General features: G+C 38.6%; 27 protein-coding genes. All 27 read right to left on the bottom strand.

What is annotated here, in order from left to right; all coding sequences use genetic code 11:
* Positions 1-13: 13 nt before the first annotated feature.
* The 27 genes from AWM68_RS10195 to flgB all read right to left on the bottom strand — a co-directional run bounded on the left by AWM68_RS10195 (position 14) and on the right by flgB (position 21,785).
* Positions 14-1,060, bottom strand: a complete 1,047-nt coding sequence (locus tag AWM68_RS10195) for a protein-glutamate methylesterase/protein-glutamine glutaminase (protein ID WP_066240835.1) — start codon at positions 1,058-1,060, stop codon at positions 14-16.
* Between the two features lie 6 nt (positions 1,061-1,066).
* Entirely contained in the window at positions 1,067-1,921 is an 855-nt protein-coding gene (locus AWM68_RS10190; protein ID WP_066240832.1) for a MinD/ParA family protein, read from the bottom strand.
* Positions 1,914-3,038, bottom strand: coding sequence for a flagellar biosynthesis protein FlhF (gene flhF, locus AWM68_RS10185; RefSeq protein WP_066240830.1), 1,125 nt, complete (start codon positions 3,036-3,038; stop codon positions 1,914-1,916). The genes AWM68_RS10190 and flhF overlap by 8 nt, the downstream gene beginning before the upstream one ends.
* On the bottom strand, positions 3,038-5,071 hold the full coding sequence (gene flhA / locus AWM68_RS10180) for a flagellar biosynthesis protein FlhA (RefSeq protein ID WP_066240827.1): 2,034 nt from the start codon (positions 5,069-5,071) through the stop codon (positions 3,038-3,040). The genes flhF and flhA overlap by 1 nt, the downstream gene beginning before the upstream one ends.
* A 23-nt stretch (positions 5,072-5,094) precedes the next feature.
* Complete coding sequence (gene flhB / locus AWM68_RS10175) at positions 5,095-6,174, bottom strand: flagellar biosynthesis protein FlhB (RefSeq protein ID WP_066240823.1); 1,080 nt, start codon at positions 6,172-6,174, stop codon at positions 5,095-5,097.
* Between the two features lie 4 nt (positions 6,175-6,178).
* Positions 6,179-6,952, bottom strand: a complete 774-nt coding sequence (gene fliR / locus AWM68_RS10170; protein ID WP_066240821.1) for a flagellar biosynthetic protein FliR — start codon at positions 6,950-6,952, stop codon at positions 6,179-6,181.
* Between the two features lies 1 nt (position 6,953).
* Positions 6,954-7,226, bottom strand: coding sequence for a flagellar biosynthesis protein FliQ (gene fliQ, locus AWM68_RS10165; RefSeq protein WP_066240819.1), 273 nt, complete (start codon positions 7,224-7,226; stop codon positions 6,954-6,956).
* A gap of 13 nt (positions 7,227-7,239) precedes the next feature.
* Entirely contained in the window at positions 7,240-7,920 is a 681-nt protein-coding gene (gene fliP / locus AWM68_RS10160) for a flagellar type III secretion system pore protein FliP (protein ID WP_066240814.1), read from the bottom strand.
* Complete coding sequence (locus AWM68_RS10155) at positions 7,913-8,572, bottom strand: flagellar biosynthetic protein FliO (RefSeq protein ID WP_066240812.1); 660 nt, start codon at positions 8,570-8,572, stop codon at positions 7,913-7,915. Before AWM68_RS10155 ends, fliP begins: the two co-directional genes overlap by 8 nt.
* Positions 8,573-8,580: 8 nt before the next feature.
* Positions 8,581-8,943 carry a response regulator gene (locus tag AWM68_RS10150; protein ID WP_066240809.1) on the bottom strand — a complete coding sequence of 121 codons (363 nt, stop codon included), beginning with the start codon at positions 8,941-8,943 and terminating at the stop codon, positions 8,581-8,583.
* Between the two features lie 18 nt (positions 8,944-8,961).
* Entirely contained in the window at positions 8,962-10,101 is a 1,140-nt protein-coding gene (fliY, locus tag AWM68_RS10145) for a flagellar motor switch phosphatase FliY (RefSeq protein ID WP_066240807.1), read from the bottom strand.
* Positions 10,095-11,087 carry a flagellar motor switch protein FliM gene (gene fliM / locus AWM68_RS10140; protein ID WP_066240804.1) on the bottom strand — a complete coding sequence of 331 codons (993 nt, stop codon included), beginning with the start codon at positions 11,085-11,087 and terminating at the stop codon, positions 10,095-10,097. Before fliM ends, fliY begins: the two co-directional genes overlap by 7 nt.
* A 34-nt stretch (positions 11,088-11,121) precedes the next feature.
* On the bottom strand, positions 11,122-11,550 hold the full coding sequence (gene fliL, locus AWM68_RS10135; protein ID WP_066240801.1) for a flagellar basal body-associated protein FliL: 429 nt from the start codon (positions 11,548-11,550) through the stop codon (positions 11,122-11,124).
* Complete coding sequence (locus tag AWM68_RS10130; RefSeq protein ID WP_066240798.1) at positions 11,551-11,766, bottom strand: flagellar FlbD family protein; 216 nt, start codon at positions 11,764-11,766, stop codon at positions 11,551-11,553. It lies immediately after the preceding gene.
* A 49-nt stretch (positions 11,767-11,815) separates the two neighbouring features.
* Positions 11,816-12,721 carry a flagellar basal body rod protein FlgG gene (gene flgG / locus AWM68_RS10125; RefSeq protein WP_066240796.1) on the bottom strand — a complete coding sequence of 302 codons (906 nt, stop codon included), beginning with the start codon at positions 12,719-12,721 and terminating at the stop codon, positions 11,816-11,818.
* An 85-nt stretch (positions 12,722-12,806) separates the two neighbouring features.
* On the bottom strand, positions 12,807-13,181 hold the full coding sequence (locus tag AWM68_RS10120; protein ID WP_066240793.1) for a TIGR02530 family flagellar biosynthesis protein: 375 nt from the start codon (positions 13,179-13,181) through the stop codon (positions 12,807-12,809).
* A 12-nt stretch (positions 13,182-13,193) separates the two neighbouring features.
* Positions 13,194-13,646: a flagellar hook assembly protein FlgD gene (flgD, locus tag AWM68_RS10115; RefSeq protein WP_066240790.1), complete on the bottom strand. Its 453-nt coding sequence runs from the start codon at positions 13,644-13,646 to the stop codon at positions 13,194-13,196.
* A gap of 4 nt (positions 13,647-13,650) precedes the next feature.
* Complete coding sequence (locus tag AWM68_RS10110) at positions 13,651-14,799, bottom strand: flagellar hook-length control protein FliK (protein ID WP_231868424.1); 1,149 nt, start codon at positions 14,797-14,799, stop codon at positions 13,651-13,653.
* 23 nt (positions 14,800-14,822) lie between these two features.
* Complete coding sequence (locus AWM68_RS10105) at positions 14,823-15,380, bottom strand: MotE family protein (protein ID WP_066240785.1); 558 nt, start codon at positions 15,378-15,380, stop codon at positions 14,823-14,825.
* A 14-nt stretch (positions 15,381-15,394) separates the two neighbouring features.
* Positions 15,395-15,832 carry a flagellar export protein FliJ gene (fliJ, locus tag AWM68_RS10100; protein WP_066240782.1) on the bottom strand — a complete coding sequence of 146 codons (438 nt, stop codon included), beginning with the start codon at positions 15,830-15,832 and terminating at the stop codon, positions 15,395-15,397.
* Complete coding sequence (fliI, locus tag AWM68_RS10095) at positions 15,832-17,151, bottom strand: flagellar protein export ATPase FliI (RefSeq protein WP_066240780.1); 1,320 nt, start codon at positions 17,149-17,151, stop codon at positions 15,832-15,834. The genes fliJ and fliI overlap by 1 nt, the downstream gene beginning before the upstream one ends.
* Positions 17,141-17,947, bottom strand: coding sequence for a flagellar assembly protein FliH (gene fliH / locus AWM68_RS10090; protein ID WP_066240777.1), 807 nt, complete (start codon positions 17,945-17,947; stop codon positions 17,141-17,143). The genes fliI and fliH overlap by 11 nt, the downstream gene beginning before the upstream one ends.
* On the bottom strand, positions 17,940-18,953 hold the full coding sequence (fliG, locus tag AWM68_RS10085) for a flagellar motor switch protein FliG (protein ID WP_066240774.1): 1,014 nt from the start codon (positions 18,951-18,953) through the stop codon (positions 17,940-17,942). Before fliG ends, fliH begins: the two co-directional genes overlap by 8 nt.
* A gap of 13 nt (positions 18,954-18,966) precedes the next feature.
* Positions 18,967-20,556, bottom strand: a complete 1,590-nt coding sequence (fliF, locus tag AWM68_RS10080; protein ID WP_066240771.1) for a flagellar basal-body MS-ring/collar protein FliF — start codon at positions 20,554-20,556, stop codon at positions 18,967-18,969.
* Between the two features lie 81 nt (positions 20,557-20,637).
* Positions 20,638-20,937, bottom strand: a complete 300-nt coding sequence (fliE, locus tag AWM68_RS10075; protein ID WP_331710045.1) for a flagellar hook-basal body complex protein FliE — start codon at positions 20,935-20,937, stop codon at positions 20,638-20,640.
* Between the two features lie 12 nt (positions 20,938-20,949).
* A complete protein-coding gene (flgC, locus tag AWM68_RS10070) occupies positions 20,950-21,396 on the bottom strand; it encodes a flagellar basal body rod protein FlgC (RefSeq protein WP_066240768.1) in 447 nt (148 codons plus the stop codon).
* Between the two features lie 2 nt (positions 21,397-21,398).
* Positions 21,399-21,785 carry a flagellar basal body rod protein FlgB gene (gene flgB, locus AWM68_RS10065; RefSeq protein ID WP_066240765.1) on the bottom strand — a complete coding sequence of 129 codons (387 nt, stop codon included), beginning with the start codon at positions 21,783-21,785 and terminating at the stop codon, positions 21,399-21,401.
* Positions 21,786-22,131 lie beyond the last annotated feature (346 nt).

Genomic DNA, 22,131 nt, shown 5'->3' with positions numbered 1-22,131 from the left:
TATTCCTCCTATTTTACAAATAGTTCTGTATAGTTCGTGCCATAGATTCCAGGTGAACCACTTCATCTACTTTTCGGGTTAGAGCTGCAGCTTTTGGCATCCCGTATACGATGCAAGATTCTTCAGCTTCTGTTATCACGATCGTTTGCCCGTTTTCTTTAAGATCTAAAATGCCGTTTGTACCATCTGAACCCATGCCCGTCATAATTACTGCAATCTTTTGGTAGTTTGTAAGGTTTGCAGCAGAACTGAAAAGTACATTTACAGCAGGTCTGTGTCCTCCAACTGGTGCTTCTCGATCTAATGTGATAAAAACTTGTCCAATTCTTTCGTTCAATCTCATATGCATCCCGCCTGGTGCTATGTATACATTGCCTTTTTTTAACGTTTCTTGATGTTCTGCTTCTTTAACGTGCACATGAGATAGAGCATTCAATCGGTTGGCTAATGACTGCGTAAAACCTGCGGGCATGTGCTGAACAACAACAACAGGAGCTTCTAAATCTGCCGGAAGTTTCGTAATGACTTCTTGTAAAGCCCTAGGACCACCCGTTGATGTACCAATTAAGATGATCTTATCAAGATTATTCTTTTTTATCGGTTTCCTGCTGATCTTAGTGACATCTCTGTTTTCAGTTTTAAGACGTTTCAAAGCAACATTTGCTTTTGATGAAGCAATTACTTTTTCAATTAAGATTTTCCTTACTTTATGCAAATCTAGAGAAATAGCACCAGAAGGCTTAGCAATAAAATCTATGGCACCCGCTTCCATGGCTAAAATGGTATTTTCTGCACCAGCTTTCGTTGTGCTTGAAAGCATAATAATCGGCACTGGTTGAATGCTCATTATACTTTTAACTGCTTCAATACCGTTTAAGATGGGCATTTCCACATCCATTGTAATAACATCAGGCTTTAATTTTTCTGTTTTTTCGATTGCTTCTTGTCCATTCCTAGCTGTATCGAGAACAACGATTCTAGGGTCTTCACTTAAAAATTCTTTTATAAGTTTCCTCATAAAGGCAGAATCGTCTACAATTAGCACTTTGATTTGTTTCACGTAGTTCTACCTCTCAAAAATTAGTGACTTTAACCTGCTGATAAACGATGTATAAGATGCTTTTTGATCTGCGGCTGCCCCAACATATGCTTGCGCTAAGCCAGAAATAGCTTTTGAAGCTAAAGAAGCCGGCTTAAGAATCGTAAATGGAACTTGTTTCTTTACTGATTCCAAAACACTTTGGTCTAATGGTATTTTTCCAAGACAGATCAACTCTTTATCTAAAAACTGCATGCATACATGTTTTAATTTGTTATAGGTTTCTCTTCCTTCTTTTTCGTTTTCGTACCGATTAATGACTAAGTAGAACGGAAGATTTTTATCTTTTATATAGATGAACTTCATCATAGAATAGGCATCTGTTATAGAGGTTATCTCTGGTGTTGCAACGACTAAGATTTCGTGGCTCGATAAAACAAAATTTAGAGCAGCTTCTGTTGCACCAGCACCCATGTCTAAGAAGATAAAATCATAAAATTTCTCCAGCTCTTCAAGCTGTCTCACAAAGTGATTCAGCATTTCCTCTGTGATCTCTGTAAGCAGGCCAAAATTTCTTCCGCCCGCAATGGTATGAAGACCATCTTTTCCTTCTTCGATGATCTCCCATACGGAAAGCTGATTATTGAGCATATCCATAATGTGCTTATTCGATCTTCTCCCAAGAATCAGATCAACGTTACCCATACCAACATCAAGATCCATTACGAGGACCCTCTTTTTCATTTGTGCTAAGGAAAGGGCGAGATTAACAGTTACATTCGTTTTACCAACTCCACCCTTACCACTAACAACAGAAATTACCCGTGCTCTTTCAGTAGAATTCATCAATTGTTTTCTTAGACTAGCAGCTTGGTCAATCATGATTTGTTTTTTCCTTGATCAGCATTTGGATCAGCTCATCAGCCGTTGCTTCAAACATATCATCAGGAACGTTCTGTCCGTTTGTAACATATCCAATCCCCATACCATTTAGGATGGGTAAATTGATCATTGCACCAAGGGTCTTCGTTTCATCTTTTTTTGTGAAGATCACCTTATGAACAGGCAGACTCTTAAACTGGTTATAGATTGTTTCCATGTCTTTGTACTTAGAAGTTAGCGCTAGAACAAGATAATTTTTCATGTCTTTATCAAAATTCACAATCCGCTGCAATTCTTCTATATAAAAACGATTCAAGAAATTTCTACCCGCAGAATCAACCAGTACAAGATCATAATCTTTAAATCTTTCTTTTGCTTTTTTAAAATCATCTGCAGTATAAGCCACTTCACATGGGATGTTCAGAATTTCAGCATATGTTTTCAATTGATCGATCGCTGCAATTCGGTACGTATCAGTCGTAATAAACGCTACTCTCTTTCCATCTTTTAAAACAGCTTTAGCACCGATTTTGGCAATGGTCGTTGTTTTTCCAACTCCAGTAGGGCCGATTAGGTTTAGGAATTTTGTTTCGTAATGAAATCCACTAAACTCACTTTTCTTCATGCGAGCTCCTAAGTAATTTGTAACCCATGTGTTCCAATCGTATTGATTGGCTTCATTCTCCTCAAGATTTTCAAATTTACTTGATAAAGCAGTGATCAGTTCGTTAAGAATTAAAGAATCCAGCTCTTGATTTTTTAAGAACGTTTCCCATTCTTCGACTAAAGGAGCTTTTGTTTCACTTTGTTTCGTTTGTATGGTAAGTGTTTGAACCATTTTTTTTAAATGACGAATTTCCTGAGTCAGTTCTTCATCCGGTTTAGAAAAATGCTGATGATCTTTCACACGATTGTTTGTTTGTTTTATCGTTTGCTGGTAATCAATGTCTTGATCTAATCCTGCAAAGATTTCAAATTTCTTTTTAGTGAAAAAACCAAATATCCCCCCTACTTGCACTTCTCTTGTATTTAAGATGACGGCACCGCTGCCAAGGTCTGCCCTGACTAGTTTCATAGCTTCTGGCAAGTTTTGCGCTGTATATTTTTTCACTTTCATCAGATGTTCACCACCCCAACACTTTTTACTTCAAGTTCAGGTTCTAATTCGTTATAGGATAATACCGCAACATCAGGTAAATACCGTTCAATCAGCTGGCGCACGTACATTCTTACCGCAGGAGAACACAACAGTACGACGGACTGGTCAAAGCTTCTGCCTGATTCCAACTCTCTTGTTATGCTGTCAAAAATAGACTGAGAATCATGAGGATCAAGTGAAAGATAATTTCCGTGTTCGGTTTGCTGAACCGCGTCTGCGATCTTTTTTTCGACAGATCCGCCCAAAGTGATCACATGTAAAGGTTCATTTTCATTTGTGTAACTTTTAGAAATTTGTCTGGACAAACCTTGTCTTACATACTCGGTTAATAAATCTGTATCTTTTGTCATCTTTGCAAAATCAGCTAACGTTTCAAAAATAACGGCTAGATTTCGTATAGAAATCCTCTCTCTTAGTAATTTTGATAATACTTTTTGAACTTCACCAATCGTAAGCGCATCTGGGGTAACTTCTTCAACAATCGCAGGGTATGATTCTTTTAAGTGATCTACGAGCTGTTTCGTTTCCTGTCTTCCGATTAGTTCATGAGCATGCTTTTTGATAACTTCTGTAAGATGAGTAGAAACAACTGAAGGAGGGTCAACAACAGTGTACCCTGAAAATTCTGCACGTTCTTTCATCTCTTCACCGATCCAGATCGCAGGAAGACCAAAAGCAGGTTCCATCGTTTCAATTCCTTGAATTTCCTCATCCTCAATTCCTGGACTCATGGCTAAGTAATGATCGAGCAACAGCTCACCTTTTGCGACCTGACTGCCTTTAATCTTGATTCTGTACTCATTCGGCTGCAGCTGTATGTTGTCTCTTATTCTAACTACCGGCACAATCATGCCTAGCTCAAGAGCAAGCTGTCTTCTAATCATGACGATCCTATCTAATAAGTCCCCGCCTTGTGAGGTATCTGCAAGCGGTATTAAGCTGTACCCAAATTCGAACTCGATTGGATCGATCTGAAGAAGATTTACGACAGATTCAGGACTCTTCAGTTGTTCAGTCTGAATGTCTTCTTCTACCACTTCTTCTTTTTCTTTTTGTTCACGTTCTGCTTTTAACAGCAGGTATCCGCCAATGGCAAGTATTCCGCCAATCGTAAGCGTAAAGAAATCATTAATGGGCGTGAATAACCCAAGCATAATTATCGTTCCGCCAGCCACAAAAAGCATGACAGGATACGCGAGTAATTGTTTGCTGATATCAAAGCCAAGATTTCCTTCTGAAGCCGCTCGTGTCACGATTATTCCCGTTGCAGTTGAGATGATAAGTGCTGGAATTTGTGAGACCAATCCATCACCGACGGTCATTCTCGTAAACAATTCCGCACTCTCTCCAAAGCTTAGTCCCATTTGAAGCATTCCAATGATAATTCCAAATAGCATGTTGATTAAAACGATAATGATACCAGCGATTGCATCCCCTTTAACGAATTTACTCGCACCGTCCATCGCTCCGTAAAAGTCCGCCTCACGCTCAATTGTCTCACGTCTTTCTTTCGCTTCTCGATCTGAAATCATCCCAGCATTTAGATCTGCATCGATACTCATCTGTTTACCAGGCATCGCATCGAGCGTAAATCGTGCTGCTACTTCCGATACACGTTCAGACCCTTTTGTTATTACAATAAATTGAATAATGATCAAGATAAAAAATACAACAATACCGACTAAAATATTCCCACCGACAACAAATTCACCAAATGTATGTACAACGTTTCCAGCATTTCCTGTAGATAAGATACTTCTTGTTGTCGAAACGTTTAGCCCAAGTCTATAAAGAGTCACTAGCAAAAGCAGCGAAGGAAATATAGAGAATTGGAGAGGCTGTGTTGTATTCATGGCAATTAATATGATTAAAAGTGCCAGAGATATATTTGTTATGATTAAGAAATCCAACATAAATGGTGGAAGTGGTATGACGAGCATGGCAATAATTAAAATTACCCCTGCTAAAACACTCATGTCTCTCGCTTTCATCTGTAAACTCTCCTATTCAGTCCTTACGCTTTTTTCTTAACGCGATACACAAAGGCTAATATTTCAGCTACTGCTTTAAAAAGATCCTCTGGAATCACATGACCGATGTCTACCCTAGCGTACAACGTCCTTGCTAATTGCCTGTTTTCAACCATTGCAACATCATGTTCTTTTGCAATTTCTTTGATTCTCTGAGCAATCAGATCGACTCCCTTTGCTACAACTACGGGTGCATCCATTTGGCCATCATCATACTTTAAGCAGATGGCATAATGTGTAGGGTTGGTAATGATAACATCTGCTTTTGGCACTTCTTGCATCATTCGCCTCATGGCCATCTGTCTTTGTTTTTCCTTGATCTTTCCTTTTATCTTTGGATCACCTTCGGATTTTTTGTATTCGTCTTTTATGTCTTGTTTAGACATCCTAATGTTCTTTTCAAAATCGTATTTTTGGTACATATAATCAAGAAACGCAAGAAAAAGTAAAACGAGTGATGCTGCAAACCCCATTTTAATGGCCAACCCCCCAAACACTGGGAGTGACGCTTCAATATTTACAAGACTCATTCTTAAATAAACATCCCGCTCCAACCAGAGAACAAAAAATGTAACGCCTCCTATAAATAAAATCTTTAGCAGTGATTTTGAAAGTTCAACGAGCGCACGAACAGAGTAAATTCTTTTAAAACCTGATAAAGGGTTGATCCGTTCGAGTTTCATCTGTATCGCTTCTGTTGAGAACAAAAACCCAACCTGCAAGTAGTTCCCGAGTACCCCGGCCGCCATTGCTGCAATCATCACAGGTGCTAAAATAAGTGCAACTTCCATGGATAGTTCAATGAAAAGCTTCGGAATGCTCGTTTCTGTTACATCATACAAAAGCTTTTTTTCAAGACTGTATGAAAAAAGATGAAGCAAATGCTCTCCCATCCAACTTCCCATAAAAGCTAAAGACATAACGGATACAAACAAGACAAGCGCTGCATTTATGTCTGCACTTTTAGCAACCTGACCTTTTTTGCGGCTTTCCTGCCTTTTCTTCGGAGTCGCTTTTTCTGTTTTTTCTTGAGAAAAGTATTGCAGGTGAAATGGGTATTTCATCAGCTTAAGCAGCTCCTAACAATTTCATTAAATTAAGCATGCTGTCTCGCATTTGATCGACCAGCAACTGAACGGATACGAAGAATGCTGGCATGATGACTAAAAATAAAACTAGAGCGATCAAAATCTTTACGGGCAGTCCAATTACAAAAATGTTCATCTGCGGCACGGTTCTCGCCACAATTCCGAGTGCTAAATCTGCTAAAAATAATGTTCCTACAATCGGAATGGCCATTTGCAGAGCAACTAGAAACATTCCCGAGAATACACTGATCACAAATCTAGTCATACCGCCATTTCCGAAATTGGCGATAGCCGAATCCAACGGCAGAAACTTATAGCTGTAAAAGATACCATCTAGCAGCATATGGTGGGCGTCGGTCGATAATAAGAACAGAAGCGCAAATGTGTAGAGATACCTTCCCATGAGTGGAGTTTGAATACCAGTCTGTGGATCAAAGACGTTCGCGATAGCAAAACCCATCTGAAGATCAATAAATCCACCCGCAACTTGGATGGCATAAAACACAATCGCTGCAATAAAGCCTATTGACAGTCCAACCATTGCTTCTTTAATGATCAAAAGCAGAAACGAGCTGTTGATGGATATCGGATCTGGGTTTATCGCATAGAACATAATCCAAGATAAAAATAGAGAAAGTCCTATTTTGTGAATGACTGGTAAATTTTTATTCGAAAACACAGGAATAGTTAAAAAAAATGCCGATACTCTAGTTATGATTAATAAAAACGCAGGAAAAGCAGCTAAATCTATCATTTTATAATCCTATGTAATTGTGTAAATTTTGAAAGATATTTGATGTGAAGCCTAATATTTGTGACAGCATCCATGGTCCAAAAAAAACAAGTCCTACTAAAACGGCCACGATCTTTGGAATAAATGCGAGTGTTTGTTCTTGAATCTGTGTGGTAGCTTGGAAAATACTGACGATCAAACCTACAACCAGCGCCAATGCGAGTAATGGTCCGCATAAAAGCAGGGTCATGTATACTCCTTTTTCAGCTAATGATACGACAAACTGAGAATCCATCTTTCCACCTGCCCTAGTAGCTTAATAGCAATGATTTAACGATGAGGTACCAGCCATCCACTAGTACAAATAATAGAATCTTAAATGGCAGTGATATCATAACTGGCGGCAGCATCATCATCCCCATAGCCATTAAAATAGAAGCAACAACCATATCTATAATCAAAAATGGTACAAAGATCATAAAACCAATTTGAAACGCAGTCTTTAATTCACTGATCGCATAAGCTGGTACAAGAGTGGTTAAAGGGATATCTTGAATACTTTCAGGCTTTTTTGCTCCTGAGTATTCCATAAACAGCATAAGATCCTTTTGCCTTGTATGCTTTGCCATAAATTCTTTAATCGGAAGACTTCCTTTATCAAAGGCTTCTTCCTGAGTAATCTCACCTTTTACTAAAGGCTGAACTGCCTCTTTATTCACTTCATGCAGAACAGGTGCCATTATGAAAAAGGTTAAGAATAAAGCGATACCGATAAGTACCTGGTTAGGCGGCATCTGCTGTGTGGCCAATGAAGTTCTGACGAATGATAAGACAATGATAATCCTCGTAAAACATGTCATGAGAATCAGAATACTAGGAGCTAGCGAAAGCACAGTCAAGAGCAACAGAAGCTGAATGGTTGTTTCCATATTGGCCGGATCGCTATTATTAATAAAATCCAAATCTAAACCAGGAATAAATTCATTCATGATGTTTCCCTTTCTCTAGTGCTTTCTGAATCTCTCTTTGTTGTTCCCTCTTGTCCTCTACAATGGCATTCAGCATGTTTTTAAAGGAATCTTTTTCTTTGCTTCCACCCTCATCGCGCGTTTCTTCTTTACTTTTTAACCATTTTGTTTTTATTTGACTCGTTATCGCTGAAACGTTCTGAACAGTGTTTTGAGCTTGATGCTGATCGAGCATCAACTGAACTTCCGTTTCATCTGTAATTTCTTTTAACAAAGTCACCGAGTCACCAACACCTACTACCAATACTGAATTTCCAGTTTTAATTAGCTGAACAGAACGATTCTGTCCGATTCCAATACCACCTAAAGATTGCAGGTTCTTTCCATCTTGAAATCGAACTGATTTTCTTTGAATAAAACGCAGTACAAAAAACAAGATCGCTAGCACGACTCCGAGCATAAATACGAGTTTAACAAGCATCATAAAGGTGCTTCCGCCATCAGAAGTGTCAGCTTCATACATTTGAGGCGGTTGTTCTTTATCACTTTTTTGCTTTGTCTCGTTAACAGTGTCCCAAACACTTTTCCCTGAACCGCTGCCTTCCGCTTGTACACTGAATGGCACAAACGAAAGGCAAACTGCTGCAACAAAACTGATTACCCATCTATACATTGAACTTCTTAGCCTAAAGTCTTCTTAATTGCTTCAATAACACGATCAGCCGCAAATGGCTTTACAATAAAGTCTTTTGCTCCTGCTTGAATCGCATCGATTACCATTGCTTGCTGACCCATCGCTGAACACATGATGATCTTAGCTTCTGGATTAGTCTTTTTGATCTCTTTTAATGCTGAGATTCCATCCATCTCAGGCATCGTAATATCCATTGTTACTAAGTCTGGTTTTAACTCTTGAAACTTTTCGATAGCTTGCGCACCGTCTGCTGCTTCACCTACAACATCAAAACCGTTTTTGACTAGAATATCTTTAATCATCATTCTCATAAATGCTGCATCATCTACAACTAAAATACGCTCTCCCATTACACTTACCTCCGTTTGTTATTTTAATTTTTCTAACCGATCACGCTGGCTTAAAATCTCTGTTACTCTTACACCGAAGTTCTCATCAATAACAACAACCTCGCCCTTTGCGATCATTTTTTGATTAACAAAAATATCGACGGGTTCACCTGCTAATTTATCAAGCTCCACGATGGAACCTTGTGACATTTCTAAAATATCTTTAATCGTTTTCTTCGTTCTTCCTAATTCCACCGTCACTTGAAGTGGAATATCCAGCAGCATATCTAGATTCTTGGTCTCTGTATGGCTCGATTCAAAATTTCCAAAGTCTGAAAAACTTGCAGGCTGAACAGAAACTTCTCTCATCTGTGGCTGATAGGAAGTTGCTGCAGACATCGATCTTGTTTCACGCTCTACCGGCTCCTCAAAATGAGTATAAGATTGTGTTGGCACAGTTTTTTCTTTTTGAGGAACATAATCTGCAACCGGTTCATTTTGAATCACCGGTTCAGGATTCATAAGTCTATGTACGAGATTCTTAGAGAAATCGGCATCGATCAATTGCATAATATTAGAATCGATGAGGTCACCCACTTTTAACCTGAATGATACTTTTACTAAAATCTCTTCGTCTGGTATAAGGTTTGTGTTTGATTCAACGTCCAGAAAATCAATCTTAGGCGGTGAGATATCGACCTTCTTGTTAAAGATCGTCGACATAGAAGTAGAAGCAGATCCCATCATCTGATTCATCGCTTCTCCAACTGCACTCAGCTGAAGTTCTCCGAAATCAGGAGAAGGATTTGTGCCTTCACCGCCGAGCATTAAATCTGCAATGATTTGTGCATCCGTTTTTCGAATTACTAGCAGGTTTGCTCCTTCAATTCCTTCTGTGTAAGTTACTTGAACAGCGACATGCGGAATTGGAAACTCGTCTTTTAATTCGGTTCTTCTCACTACACTTACAGTAGGTGTCGTGATCTCTACCTTTTGGTTTAAAAGGGTTGATAGCGCCGTTGCAGCACTGCCAAATGAAATATTTCCGATCTCACCTAAAGCATCTTGCTCAATAGAAGATAAATAATCTTCGGTGTCGGTTACTTCGGACGAGGAAGCACTTCCACCATTCAGCAAAGCATCAATTTCGTCTTGTGAAAGCATATCTCCACTTACCATTGATCCTCATCCTCCTTAATGGTTTCAATAATTTGAACGGCTAGCTTTTTCTTCATCTTACCCGGCTGACCATAAAACTTAGGATTGTTCTCTACTTTAATAACGAGCGGCTGATTGATTCTTTGATCCAGTTCAATACAATCACCGATTGATAAGTGTAAAAATTCTTCTATTGACATTTCTGAAGATCCCAACTCAACTTTAAAAGGCAAAAGTGCATTTTTCAGCTTTTGTTCAATAAACTCTGTTTCTCCTGGAATTCTTGTTTTCTTTTTATTTTGCATCCAATGATGAACAGATAGTTTCGGGATGATCGGCTCAATAACAACATGCGGAAGGCAAATGTTTATCATGCCGCTTGTTTCACCGATTGTCGTATTTAACGAGATGACAACGACCGTTTCATTTGGTGACACCATTTGCAGAAATTGCGGATTAACCTCCAGATCAACCATGAATGGATCTAGTTCAATAACGCTTGTCCATGCTTCTTTAAAACTATCAAGCGTGTTTTCAAACAGCTGACTCATAATCCTCGTTTCAATTTCGGTCAGGTTTTCAATCTTATTCATTCCAGCACCGCTGCCACCCATTACTCGATCAAGCATGGCGTAAGCGATATTAGGATTAACCTCCATTAAGATACGTCCTTCAAACGGTTGTGCCTCAAACACGTTTAGCAATGTCATCTTTGGTACAGAACGGATAAACTCTTCATATGGAAGCTGGTCAACAGAAGCTACTCCGATCTGTACATACGTTCTTAACTGTGCAGAAAAATAAGTCGTTAAAAGCCTTGCAAAATTTTCATGCAAACGAGTTAAACTGCGGATTTGTTCTTTAGAGAAACGAAGGGCTCTCTTAAAATCGTAAACTTTAACTTTATTCTCTGACTCTTCCTTTTTTAGCTCTTCTGCGTCCATCTCTCCTGTTGAAAGAGCTGATAAAAGAGCATCAATTTCGTTTTGTGATAAAACATCAACCAAGAGTCTCACCTCTTTTCATGCCGTTTTTAATGAATTACTGTATGATTTTTTGAGTTGTGTAGACTCTTACTACTTTTCCTTCTTGCATCACTTTATTGATCTCGGTCTTCAACTTATCTTCAAGAGATATTAACCCCTTTTGCCCTGAAAGTTCTTCTGTTTTCATGTTAGAGATTTCATAGATAATCAGATTATTCACTTGAAACAATCGTTTCTCTAATTCATGTTTGGCATCTTTATTATCTGCTTGTATCTTAAATTGAATCTTCACGTAAGCTTGATCTGCCGAATTGGTTGTGATTTCATCTGTTTGTACCATGAGCTTATCCAATTCCTCTGCAGTTGGTGCAGAGGCTTCCGTCTTTGGCGAAAATTGTTTGAAACCAAAGTACCCTGCTGCACCAACAAGGCCTATAGCTAAAAGCATAGAAAGCATAATGGTTACAGCTTTATTTTTCCCCAACTAGAGACCCTCCCTCTTTTGATTGTTTATCGGAAGCAGCGTAATTCCTCTATAAAATGCAGTGATTCTCTGAGCAACTTCTTCTTCACTTTCTTTCACAACAAACTTCTTACCAGTCGTTAACGTAATTGTCGTGTCCGGAAAAGACTGAACTTGTTCAATATAAATGGCATTAAGTGTAAAGGTGCTGCCGTTTAATTGAGTTAAAGAAATCATATGAGTTAGGGGCTAAGCAGTCACCTGCTCAACCCTTCCTCCCTTCACATTAACGTTTTAAATTCACCAGTTCCTGTAGGATCTCATCAGATGTTGTAATAATTCTCGTATTCGCTTGGAATCCACGCTGTGCAACGATCATTTCAGTGAACTCTTCGGATAAGTCAACGTTGGACATTTCAAGTGCACCTGCTACAAGCGTACCTGCTCCATTAGAGCCTGGTGTGTACATGTCGGTTGGTTGAAAAGCAGCGTTTGTTGTATCTCTATTTAGATCACCAGAGTTTGCACTGTTTTTATATAAGTTTGCACCAATTTTTTCAAGACCTTCATTGTTTGGAAATTTTGCAATCATTATTTGACCGGCTTTCAATAATGCTCCATTTGCATCTACATAATTTACTACACCATCAGATCCAACACTAAAACTTTTTGCATCTGTAGGAATCACAATTTTACCAAAACTAGTAGTAGTAATATTGTTGGTTGCTGGGTTTCCTGTTGGGACATCAGACGGATGTCCCATTACGAATAATCCATCAGAATTTACTAAGTTCCCTTGCTGATCCAAATAAAAGTTACCTGCTCTAGTAAAATTCATAGCAGGATTGGTGATTGTTTTTCCAGATACTGTTCCTGTTCCAACAATGAAGTAACCATCACCAGAAATACCTAAATCAAGAGGTCTTCCAGTTGTTTGTAAACTTCCTTGTGTGTGAATGGTATCAATAGTTGAAAGTTGAGAACCAAGTCCTACTTGCTTAGCGTTCACACCACCTGCATTGGCAGTTGGTGCACTAGCCCCAGCAATCTGCTGACTTACCAAGTCCTTAAACGTTGTACGGCCTTTTTTGAAGCCATATGTATTAACGTTAGCAATGTTATTACCGATTACATCGAGCTTCACCTGAAAGTTTTTCATACCGCTGATTCCTGAATACATAGAACGTAACATTTGTTTTATCTCCCTTACTTGGTTTAGTAACTGCGTCTGTCATTCAGCAGTTTTTGTGAGCCTCCTGTAAAGGTCCAGCTCGCTTTTATTCGTCTATGACGATTGCACCATTTATGTTTGTAAAGATCTGAGATGTACTTTCGTTTCGATCTAACGCCGTAATTACTGTTTGATTCGGAGCATTTACAACAAGCGTGACATCTTTCATGATGACTAAAGAATCTTTTATGCCTTTTTGTCCTGCTTCCACAATCTTTTCACTTATCTTATTCCAGCTGAATTCTGATATCGTAATATTTCTATCTTGAAGTCTTTTCTGAGCATGCTTACTTACAGTAATTTGATTTGTAAGTTCTTTATTAAATAAAGATTTAAAAGATTGATTGATCTCTTTTTGCTTACTGTGCTTTGGATAAAGGATCGGCTGGTACATTTGATGAGCGTGTATTCTTTCGCTCATAGTATCAACTCCTTACTTAGCCTGATCTGATATCTTGATAACTTGGAAACTCGTAATTTTTGTTCCATCGCTCAATTCTAGCTGTACCGAACCTTTTTCAAACAATACCGATTTCACTACCGCTTCTTTTTCTTCTATCTTTTTGTTTCCTTCTGAATCAACCGTTTCCGTCTCGTAAGTTACGTGTTTACCGATCATTTGACTTTGCTGTAAAAGCGAGGCTTCTGTTTGAAAAGTTAAGAATTGTTGCATTGTCTGATTCATATTTGTCATCTGTTCTAAAGAGGAGAAACTTGCCATCTGTGCGATAAACTCACGATCTTGCATTGGACTTGTTGGATCTTGATTTTGAAGCTGTGTAATTAAGATTTTCAGAAAATCATCTTTTCCTAAAATATTGTTACCTGTTTGCTTCGTTTTTGCCTGATAATTTGAAAGCATAAGATCTTCAGATATTTTGGTCATAACTTCACACCTTTTCGTTTAATACCAATTGTGACAACTGCTCTTCAAATGACAAACTTTCTAATTCTGTCTCATCAGTATCCTTATCTGTACTTTGTTGCTGATCCTCATATCCTTGATTGCCTTGATCATGAAATTCGAAAGTTTGATCATCACCGTTTACAAAAACTTCTACTTTTTCAAAATCAATGTTCTGACTGGAAAATGCTTGTTTTAGCTGAGAGAGCTGTCCATCTAACGCATCTTTTGCTCCTTGGCTAGAAGCAATAATCTTTGCTGCGATCTCTCCATGCCTTTGAACAAGCTGAATCTCGATGGTGCCCAAATGTTCTGGAGTTAAGCGTATCTGCATCTTCGTAAAACCTGCTTCATTTACGATGAGCTTCCCACTAGTTATAATTCTCTGAACCTCACGTACGAATTGCTCTTTTTGCACTTCCCCTTCTGAAACTGGAACTTTCAAAGTCCATTGTTCTAGAGGAGAAAGCGGACTTTGTACCGTTTGAAGTTCTTTAGTTGATGAAACGGTTTGTTCAGTATGCTTGGTAGGTACGTATCTTTGAAAAGCTTGTTCTGCAAAACTCTGTACTTTCTTTGCAGTTGTTAGAGTATCCATCACTTTTAAGAATGAATTTCCATCTTGTGTTGTCTGCTCGTTTAAAAGCTTTTTTACTTGCCCGAAAATTTGTTCCACGTTTTTCGTTAATGAATCTTTTTGATCAATCTTCACACCTGGAAACCACTTTTCAAAGATTGCTACGAGTTGTTTTTGTCCCGTTTCAGAGATTGTTTCGTTTCCATCGTTAAAAACTACTTGTAACAAAACAGCTAACTTCATCTCGGGTGCTGGATTAACAGCAACCTCTGAAATGTCGATTTGTTGCTGAAGCAGTTTCTCAAGAATTTCTTTAACTTCTGGTGGCAACTCATTCATTATGGCTTGCACGTCTTCTGAATGAAGAGCTTCAGCATCCCATTCGACTTCAGCTACATCTGAGAGCAAGTTTAAAATTAATCCACCTAACCCGTCTCCGCTTTCTTCTTTTACCACACCAGTGGATGCAAGTAATTGAGAGAAAAAGGATATGTTTGTTGTTGATTGATTAGATGAGACGGTTGATGCCTGCGTTGAAGCAGCTGGCTGTGAAATCATTACTTGCAACGCGTTCACCTCCTTTAAAGAGAATTGTTTGCCATTAACACTGTAAGTTCGGCTGCCCGTTTTGCATCAAGTTTGGCAAGGATCGCTGCTTGTGTTTCAGATTGTAATAGCGTTAAGATACTCAGTACTTGATTGTTATTCATTTCTGTCATAACCGCTGCAGCATCTTTTGCTGACATCGATTCATAAAGCTTTTTTAACTGTGCATTCTCTTCGCCTTTCACACTCGCTTCAGCATCTTCGACTTGCTTTTCTAACAATGCAATGTTCGTCTTTAAATCTGTTACTTCTTTTTCTTTCTTTTGAAGATCAGCAGATAGCATCTTGATGTAATCTTCTTGTTCATCGAACTTTGATTTCCATTGTTTTTCTTGTCCATTACTTGTAACAGCGTCCTGTTCATCTTCATTAAAGACGGTATTGATTACAGGTATCTTGTTTTTTGCCTCTTCGACAACATCTATTCCCATAAATGAAAGCACAATTCCAAATACGGTAATTGCAAAAACTGCGGGGACGAAGATCACTAACAAAAACCATACCAACTTGCTGGATTTTTCATTTTGTTTCATGTAATCACCTGATTTTACGACTTCGCAAAACGCAAAACTGAAAATTCATCGTTTTGCTTATTTTCATAAGAAGTTATTTCCACGTTGTAGGCAGTTAATTGCTTTTCTTTTAGCTTTTCGTACTTTTTTACTTCGATCGTCTGATGCAGCAATTTCTGCTGTATGATCTGCATTCTTTCTCTTGCTCTTTGCAGTACTGGCTGTAATTCTTTAATCTTGTTTGTCATGGATAAAAGAAAGCGCTGCGTATTCTGAAGATCATTTACTACCATTTTTTGCTGAAACTGATGATTTGAAAGATTTTCAATATCTTCTTTTCGTTTTAAAAGACTGTATATTTCTTCTGCGATGCTTTCAAACGCTTGAACAGCTTCTCCTAATTCTTGTTCTATCGATTCTTTCTCTTTTTGTTTAACGGATAATACTTTTTCCATAGAGAAATGAAATGACATTACCCTTCATCCTTTCCAAATTCGATCAGCAGCCTTTGTATGGCATTATCATAATTAACATCTTCATCTACTTGCTGTTTTAGAAAAGTTAAAATGCTAGGATACATCTGAATCGCTTCATCAACGGATTTGGATGAACCCCTTTTATAAGCACCAATGCTTATGAGGTCTTCTGCCTCTACGTAAGCTGATAACAGTTCACGCAAGCGCTCTGCCGCTTGTCTGTGATTTTTTGGAACAATATCATTCATGACCCGGCTTATACTTTTTAGAACATTTACGGCAGGGAACTGACCTTTATTCGCTAAGTTCCGATCTAGAATAAAATGTCCATCCAGAATTCCACGAACGGTATCGGATATTGGCTCGTTAAAATCGTCTCCATCTACGAGAACAGTGTAAAATGCTGTAATCGTACCAAACTTGTTCGTCCCAGATCGTTCGAGTAATTTCGGAAGTACCGCAAAAACACTTGGTGTATATCCTTTTGTTGTTGGAGGTTCTCCTACAGCAAGTCCGATCTCCCTCTGAGCCATTGCAACACGTGTGACTGAATCCATCATGAGCATGACGTTCATGCCTTGATCGCGGAAATATTCGGCAATGCTTGTAGCTGTCAGGGCCCCTTTTATCCGCATTAAGGCTGGCTGATCAGAAGTTGCAACGATTACAATTGAACGTTTCAATCCTTCTTCACCAAGGTCTCTTTCGATAAAGTCAAGTACTTCACGTCCGCGTTCACCTATAAGTGCGATAACGTTAAGATCAGCGGTTGAATTTCTTGCAACCATACCGAGAAGCGTACTTTTTCCAACACCACTTCCAGCGAAGATTCCTACTCGCTGACCTTTACCAACTGTTAATAGACTGTCTATCGAACGAATCCCTAACTGTATACTTTCATGAATTCTTGGCCGTTCCATCGGATTAGGTGGTTCGTTCTCAGATGGATAGCGAAACAATCCTCGAGGTAAAGCGGATCCATCTAATGGAAGCCCCATTCCGTCTAACACTTTTCCGATTAACGAACGACCTACTTTAATTTCAAGTGGCCTATCCGTTGCTTCTACTAAACTTCCTACTGCAATATCCTTTACATATGTAAATGGCATCAATAACACATTTTCTTCTTGAAAACCAACAACCTCGGCTTTTATTTTTGTTTTTTTAGTGTTACCTGTATGGATGTAACATACATCACCTATAGAAGTTTTGGGACCTTTTGATTCGATCATTAGTCCAATAACCCGAATGACTTTTCCATACCGTTTATATGAATCTATAGATTGAAGTGAGTCGATCAGCTGATCAACGTTCATGTTCAATCACCTCAATTTGTTCTAACAGCTTTTCTCTGATTTCTTTTAGCTGAACATCAAGGGTCGCATCTATTTTCCCAAATGGAAATTCGATAATTGCACCGTTCTCACTTAATGTTTCATCTGGATAGATAAAGAGAGTTGCAGTCGACTGAAGCATGTTCTTAAGTTCTTCACGGAACTTTTGAGTGAGTTCAAACCAATGTGTTGGAACGTATAGCTTTATTTCTTCAAATTCCCTTGCTTCTTTTACAAGTTGTTTCATAATAGAAATCCACGTTTCGGGTGTTTCTTGCAACTTCATTCCTAGAATTTTTTCAGCGGCTTTGATTGCGAGTATAACCATCTGTGGCTCTGCTTCACTAAGAACACTGTGATAATCGCTTTTCAATTGGTCCATAAAACGTTTAACTTCATTTATTTGTGAGAGCCAACTTTCGTGCCCTTGTTCGAGACCGCTTTGATAACCAGCTTCATATCCTTCTGTTTTAGCTTTTTGAAACTCTTGTTCTACATTCAATCGCCAAGTTGTCTCTTCTTCAGCCAATCTTTGCTGCTGTGCTTCTCTAGATCTTTCAGATTCAGCTATAATGCGAGCTGCTTCTTGTTTAGCTTCATCCAATATCATTTGCGCTTCGTTTTTTAATCTGATGATTTTAGACTCATCATCTTCTGCTAACATAGATTCATTAACGTGTCTGTAAAGTGATAGAGATTGAATGCCAATGACTACCCCGTCCGTTTCTACAGCACTTTTTTCTTTGTGATTGTGAAAAGATTTAATGACTTTAGACAATCACATCATCTCCTCCGCCTCTAGCAATAACGAGCTCACCAGCTTCTTCAAGTCGGCGTATTGTTCCAACGATTCTGGATTGAGCTTCTTCTACATCCCGAAGTCTGACAGGACCCATGAATTCCATCTCTTCTTTAAAGTTTTCTGCCATACGCTGTGACATATTTTTAAACATAACTTCTTTAACCTCCTCACTTGAGGCACGTAGAGCAAGAAGCAAGTCTTCATTCTGAACTTCTCTAATAACTCGCTGTATGGCACGGTTATCAAGCGTAACAATATCTTCAAATACAAACATTCTTTTCTTGATTTCTTCCGCTAATTCTGGATCTTGGATTTCAAGTGCATCCAATATGGTGCGTTCTGTGCTGCGGTCAACACCGTTTAGTACTTCAACTACCGCTTCTACGCCGCCAGCTTGTGTAAAATCTTGTGTAACAGTAGCAGAAAGTTTGCGCTCTAGGATTTGTTCCACTTCATTGATTACTTCAGGTGATGTTCGGTCCATCAATGCGATTCTTTTGGCAATATCCGCCTGCATCTCTTGTGGAAGTTCTGATAATATTTGTCCTGCTTGAGATGAGTCCAGGTAAGACAAGATAAGAGCAATCGTTTGCGGATGCTCGTTTTGAATAAAGTTTAAGATCTGACCAGGATCGGCTTTACGAGCGAAGTCAAACGGCCTTACTTGAAGAGTAGATGTTAAACGGTTAATAATCTGCATGGCTTCATCTTTACCGACAGCTTTTTCTAATACTGTTTTCGCGTAGCCAATACCGCCTTGCGTAATATAATCTTGTGCAAGTGCCAGTTGATGGAACTGTGTAATGATTTCTTCTTTAAGCGTTGAATCTACTTTTCTAACTTGCGAGATTTGAAGTGTTAATCGTTCGATCTCTTCTTCACTTAAATGTTTGTATACTTGTGCAGCTACATCAGGGCCTAAAGAGATAACGAGGATCGCTGCTTTCTCTTTACCTGACAGCTCTTTCATACCTTTAGCCATCGATCGTTACCTCCTATTCTTCTGATAACCATGTTCTTACTAGCTTTGCGAATTCTTCTGGCTTTTCTTTTGCCATTTTTTCTAACTGTTCTTTTCTTACTGTTCCTTCTGAGCCTTGTTCTTTATTCACGTCTGGAACGTAGAACGTTTCTTGCGTCTCCATCTCAAATTCTTCAATCGTACCTTCTGTTTCTGTTTTCTTTTTACGAGAAAGCAAGAAGATTAATAGAATGATAACGATTAACAAGATACCGCCCACAACATAAATCCAGTATGGTATGCCAGTAGATGCTGGAGTGGCTTCCTGCTTGCCATTAAACGGCTGAGCGGATACAAAAATCTTTTCTTGAATTTGTTCTTCCGTCAGCGGATTGTTCATATCTTTGGAAATGCTAGTCCTAACAATTGCACTCAAAATTTGTTCAATATCATCTAGACGTTCTTGCGGTAGAGATTCTGGGTTATCAGGAGTAGGCGGCTCAACCATCACTTGAATACCTAGATCGCGAATTTGGTATGGACTTTCTACGATTTCTTTCCGAATCTTGTTTACTTCGTTATTGATCCGTTCTTCTACTTTTTCATAGTCACCGTTCGAACCAGTTGCAGAGCCAGGATAAGTCGGAACTTCTTGATCGCCGGTTCCTCCTACACCGCCTGCTGGTGTACCCTCACCCGTAAACGTTTCACGAATGCGCTCGACACTCACTTCAATACCTTTCATATTTTCTTGATCGACCGGTTCTACAATGGTTTCCTCACGCTTTTCTTCCGTAAAATCAATATCTGTTGTAACAGTTGCAACTACTTTCCCTTGCCCCATAATGGTGGATAGCATCTGTTGAACTCGTCTTTGAAGATCTCTTTCAACATCTTGCTTGATTTTACGCTGCTCTTCATATTTTGACGCTGACGAAGTAGGATTTACTGAATTTAAATCATAATAATTAAAGTATTGATCTGTTATGACGATATTTTCCATAGGCAGGTTCGCCACACTTTTTGAAACAAGATGATAGAGTGCTTTAACTTGATCTTCATTTAACTTGGCTCCAGCACCTAATGAAAGAACGACAGATGCTGACGCTTTTTCTTCTTCTTGGTTCACCCACACACTGCTTTCAGGCAGTGTGATCATCACGCTCGCATCTTCAACACCATGGATGCTTTTTATCAGGTTGGCAATCTCTGTTTGTGTCGCTTCTCTTTCAAGAACTCCAAATTCTTTATCTGTTATTCCAAATCCGGATTTCTCTCCAAAATATGAAAAATCGATATTCCCGCTTTCAGGCAATCCTTCAGCTGCAAGCTGCACTTGAAGGTTGTTCACCTGTTCTTCAGGGACCATGATTGTCTTGCCGCCGTCTCGAACTTCATTAGCGACACCTTTACTATTTAAGTTCTCTTGTATCTGTCCCGCTTCTTGAGGGGAGAGATTTGAATACAATGGAACAAGAGTTGGACGGGACATCATGACCGTCAGAAAAATAAATCCTGAGATAAAAAGGAATATTCCTCCGAGAATCAATCCTTTTTGTATGTTTGAGCGTGATTTAAACCGCTCTGTGATTTGCTTGGTGATGTGTTTCCATTTTTCTTTCATTTTTTCCCCCGATAAACACAATAAAAATTTTTAAAAGCTACCCCCAAAATAGAATGCATCTTTCGAAATATGTATTAAATACTAAACCTGCATCCTCATGATTTCCTGGTATGCTTCTACAACTTTATTGCGGATTTCAAGAGTCGTTTGCATGGTGACACTCGCTTTTTCAGCTGTTATCATAACCTGATGAAGATTATCCAAATTTCCATTCATCAGCGACTGTGTAGCATGATTTGATTGTGCCTGTGTTTCGCTTAGATTGTCTAATGCGCCTTTCAGATAGCTCTTAAAATCTTCTTGAGCTTCAAAAGGTGTCGTTTTCGCGGTTGGAGTATTCGTATTTATACTCTGAAGCGCTCCGATTGACATTTTATCCATGTATCACCACTCCTAACGGCCAATTTCTAATGCTTTTAAGTACATTCCTTTTGCTGCGTTTAATGCTGTAACATTTGCTTCGTATGATCTTGTAGCACTCATTAAATCAACCATTTCTTTAAGTGGATCCACATTAGGAAGAAGAACAAAGCCATCTTCGTTCGCATCTGGATGATCAGGCTGATAAACCGTTTTGAATGGTGATTGATCATTTATTACCTGATTCACTTTTACCCCCGAGAGTTCTCCTTTGTTGACAGCTTTATTAAACATGGTTTTAAAGCTAGACTCACCAGAACCCAGTACAACCATTTTCCGCTGATAAGGTTCCCACTTGCCATTTTTAAAAATACCTCGTGTTGTATCAACATTTGCCATATTAGATGAAGCAACATCCATTCTTAGCCGTTGCGCTGTTAAACCAGATGCTGAAACGTTCATTGCATCAAATACTCCCATATTTATCTCCCGCCTTTAACAACCATCTTAATCGAATTGAATTTTCCGTTAATACGCTGCACAAGTGTCTGATAATAGAGTTGATTCTTTGCTAACTCCGCCATTTCTTTATCCACATCCACATTGTTGCCATTATGATTCATCACTGTATTCGCTTCTTCCTTTACATAAAAAGAAGATGACGATCCAGTACTAAATGAAAAATGCCGCTGATCTGTTCGATGTGCTTGTAAACTTCTTTTTAATTCCTGATTAAAAACAGTTTCTTTCGCTTTATATCCAGGAGTGTCCACATTAGCCAAATTATTTGAAATGGTTTTTTGTTTTAACGCAGATCCGTCTAATGCCATTTCTAGATTTTTCATGATAGGGCTAGAGAACAAGTTCATCACGTCCCTCTTTTTTACTATTATATTTTTCTACAATTGTTAATTCTTACCTCACTATCATATTTTAAGTTATATATCCAAAAAGTGTCTATGTATTTTTTCCCAAAATGACTTTTTTCGATAGAAAGAACTATATTTCGACCGTGACTTTTTACCCAATTTCACCTCTAGTAATAAAATCCCTATATTCAAGCAGCATGCGGGACGACTTTACCAGATTTATATGAATCGACATTTTTTTACAATTATTATTAAAAGAATGTAATTGTACGTGGTATTGGATTTTTACAAATCTATTGTTCACTTGAGCCAGAGCAAGCGTAATTCTCACTGGACAATCCTGTAC

Origin of the sequence: Fictibacillus phosphorivorans, from assembly GCF_001619875.1 — a bacterium.
Classification (GTDB): Bacteria; Bacillota; Bacilli; order Bacillales; family Fictibacillaceae; genus Fictibacillus; species Fictibacillus phosphorivorans_B.
The sequence above is the reverse complement of the archived record's forward strand: the minus strand, read 5'-3'. Positions and strand labels throughout refer to the sequence as shown.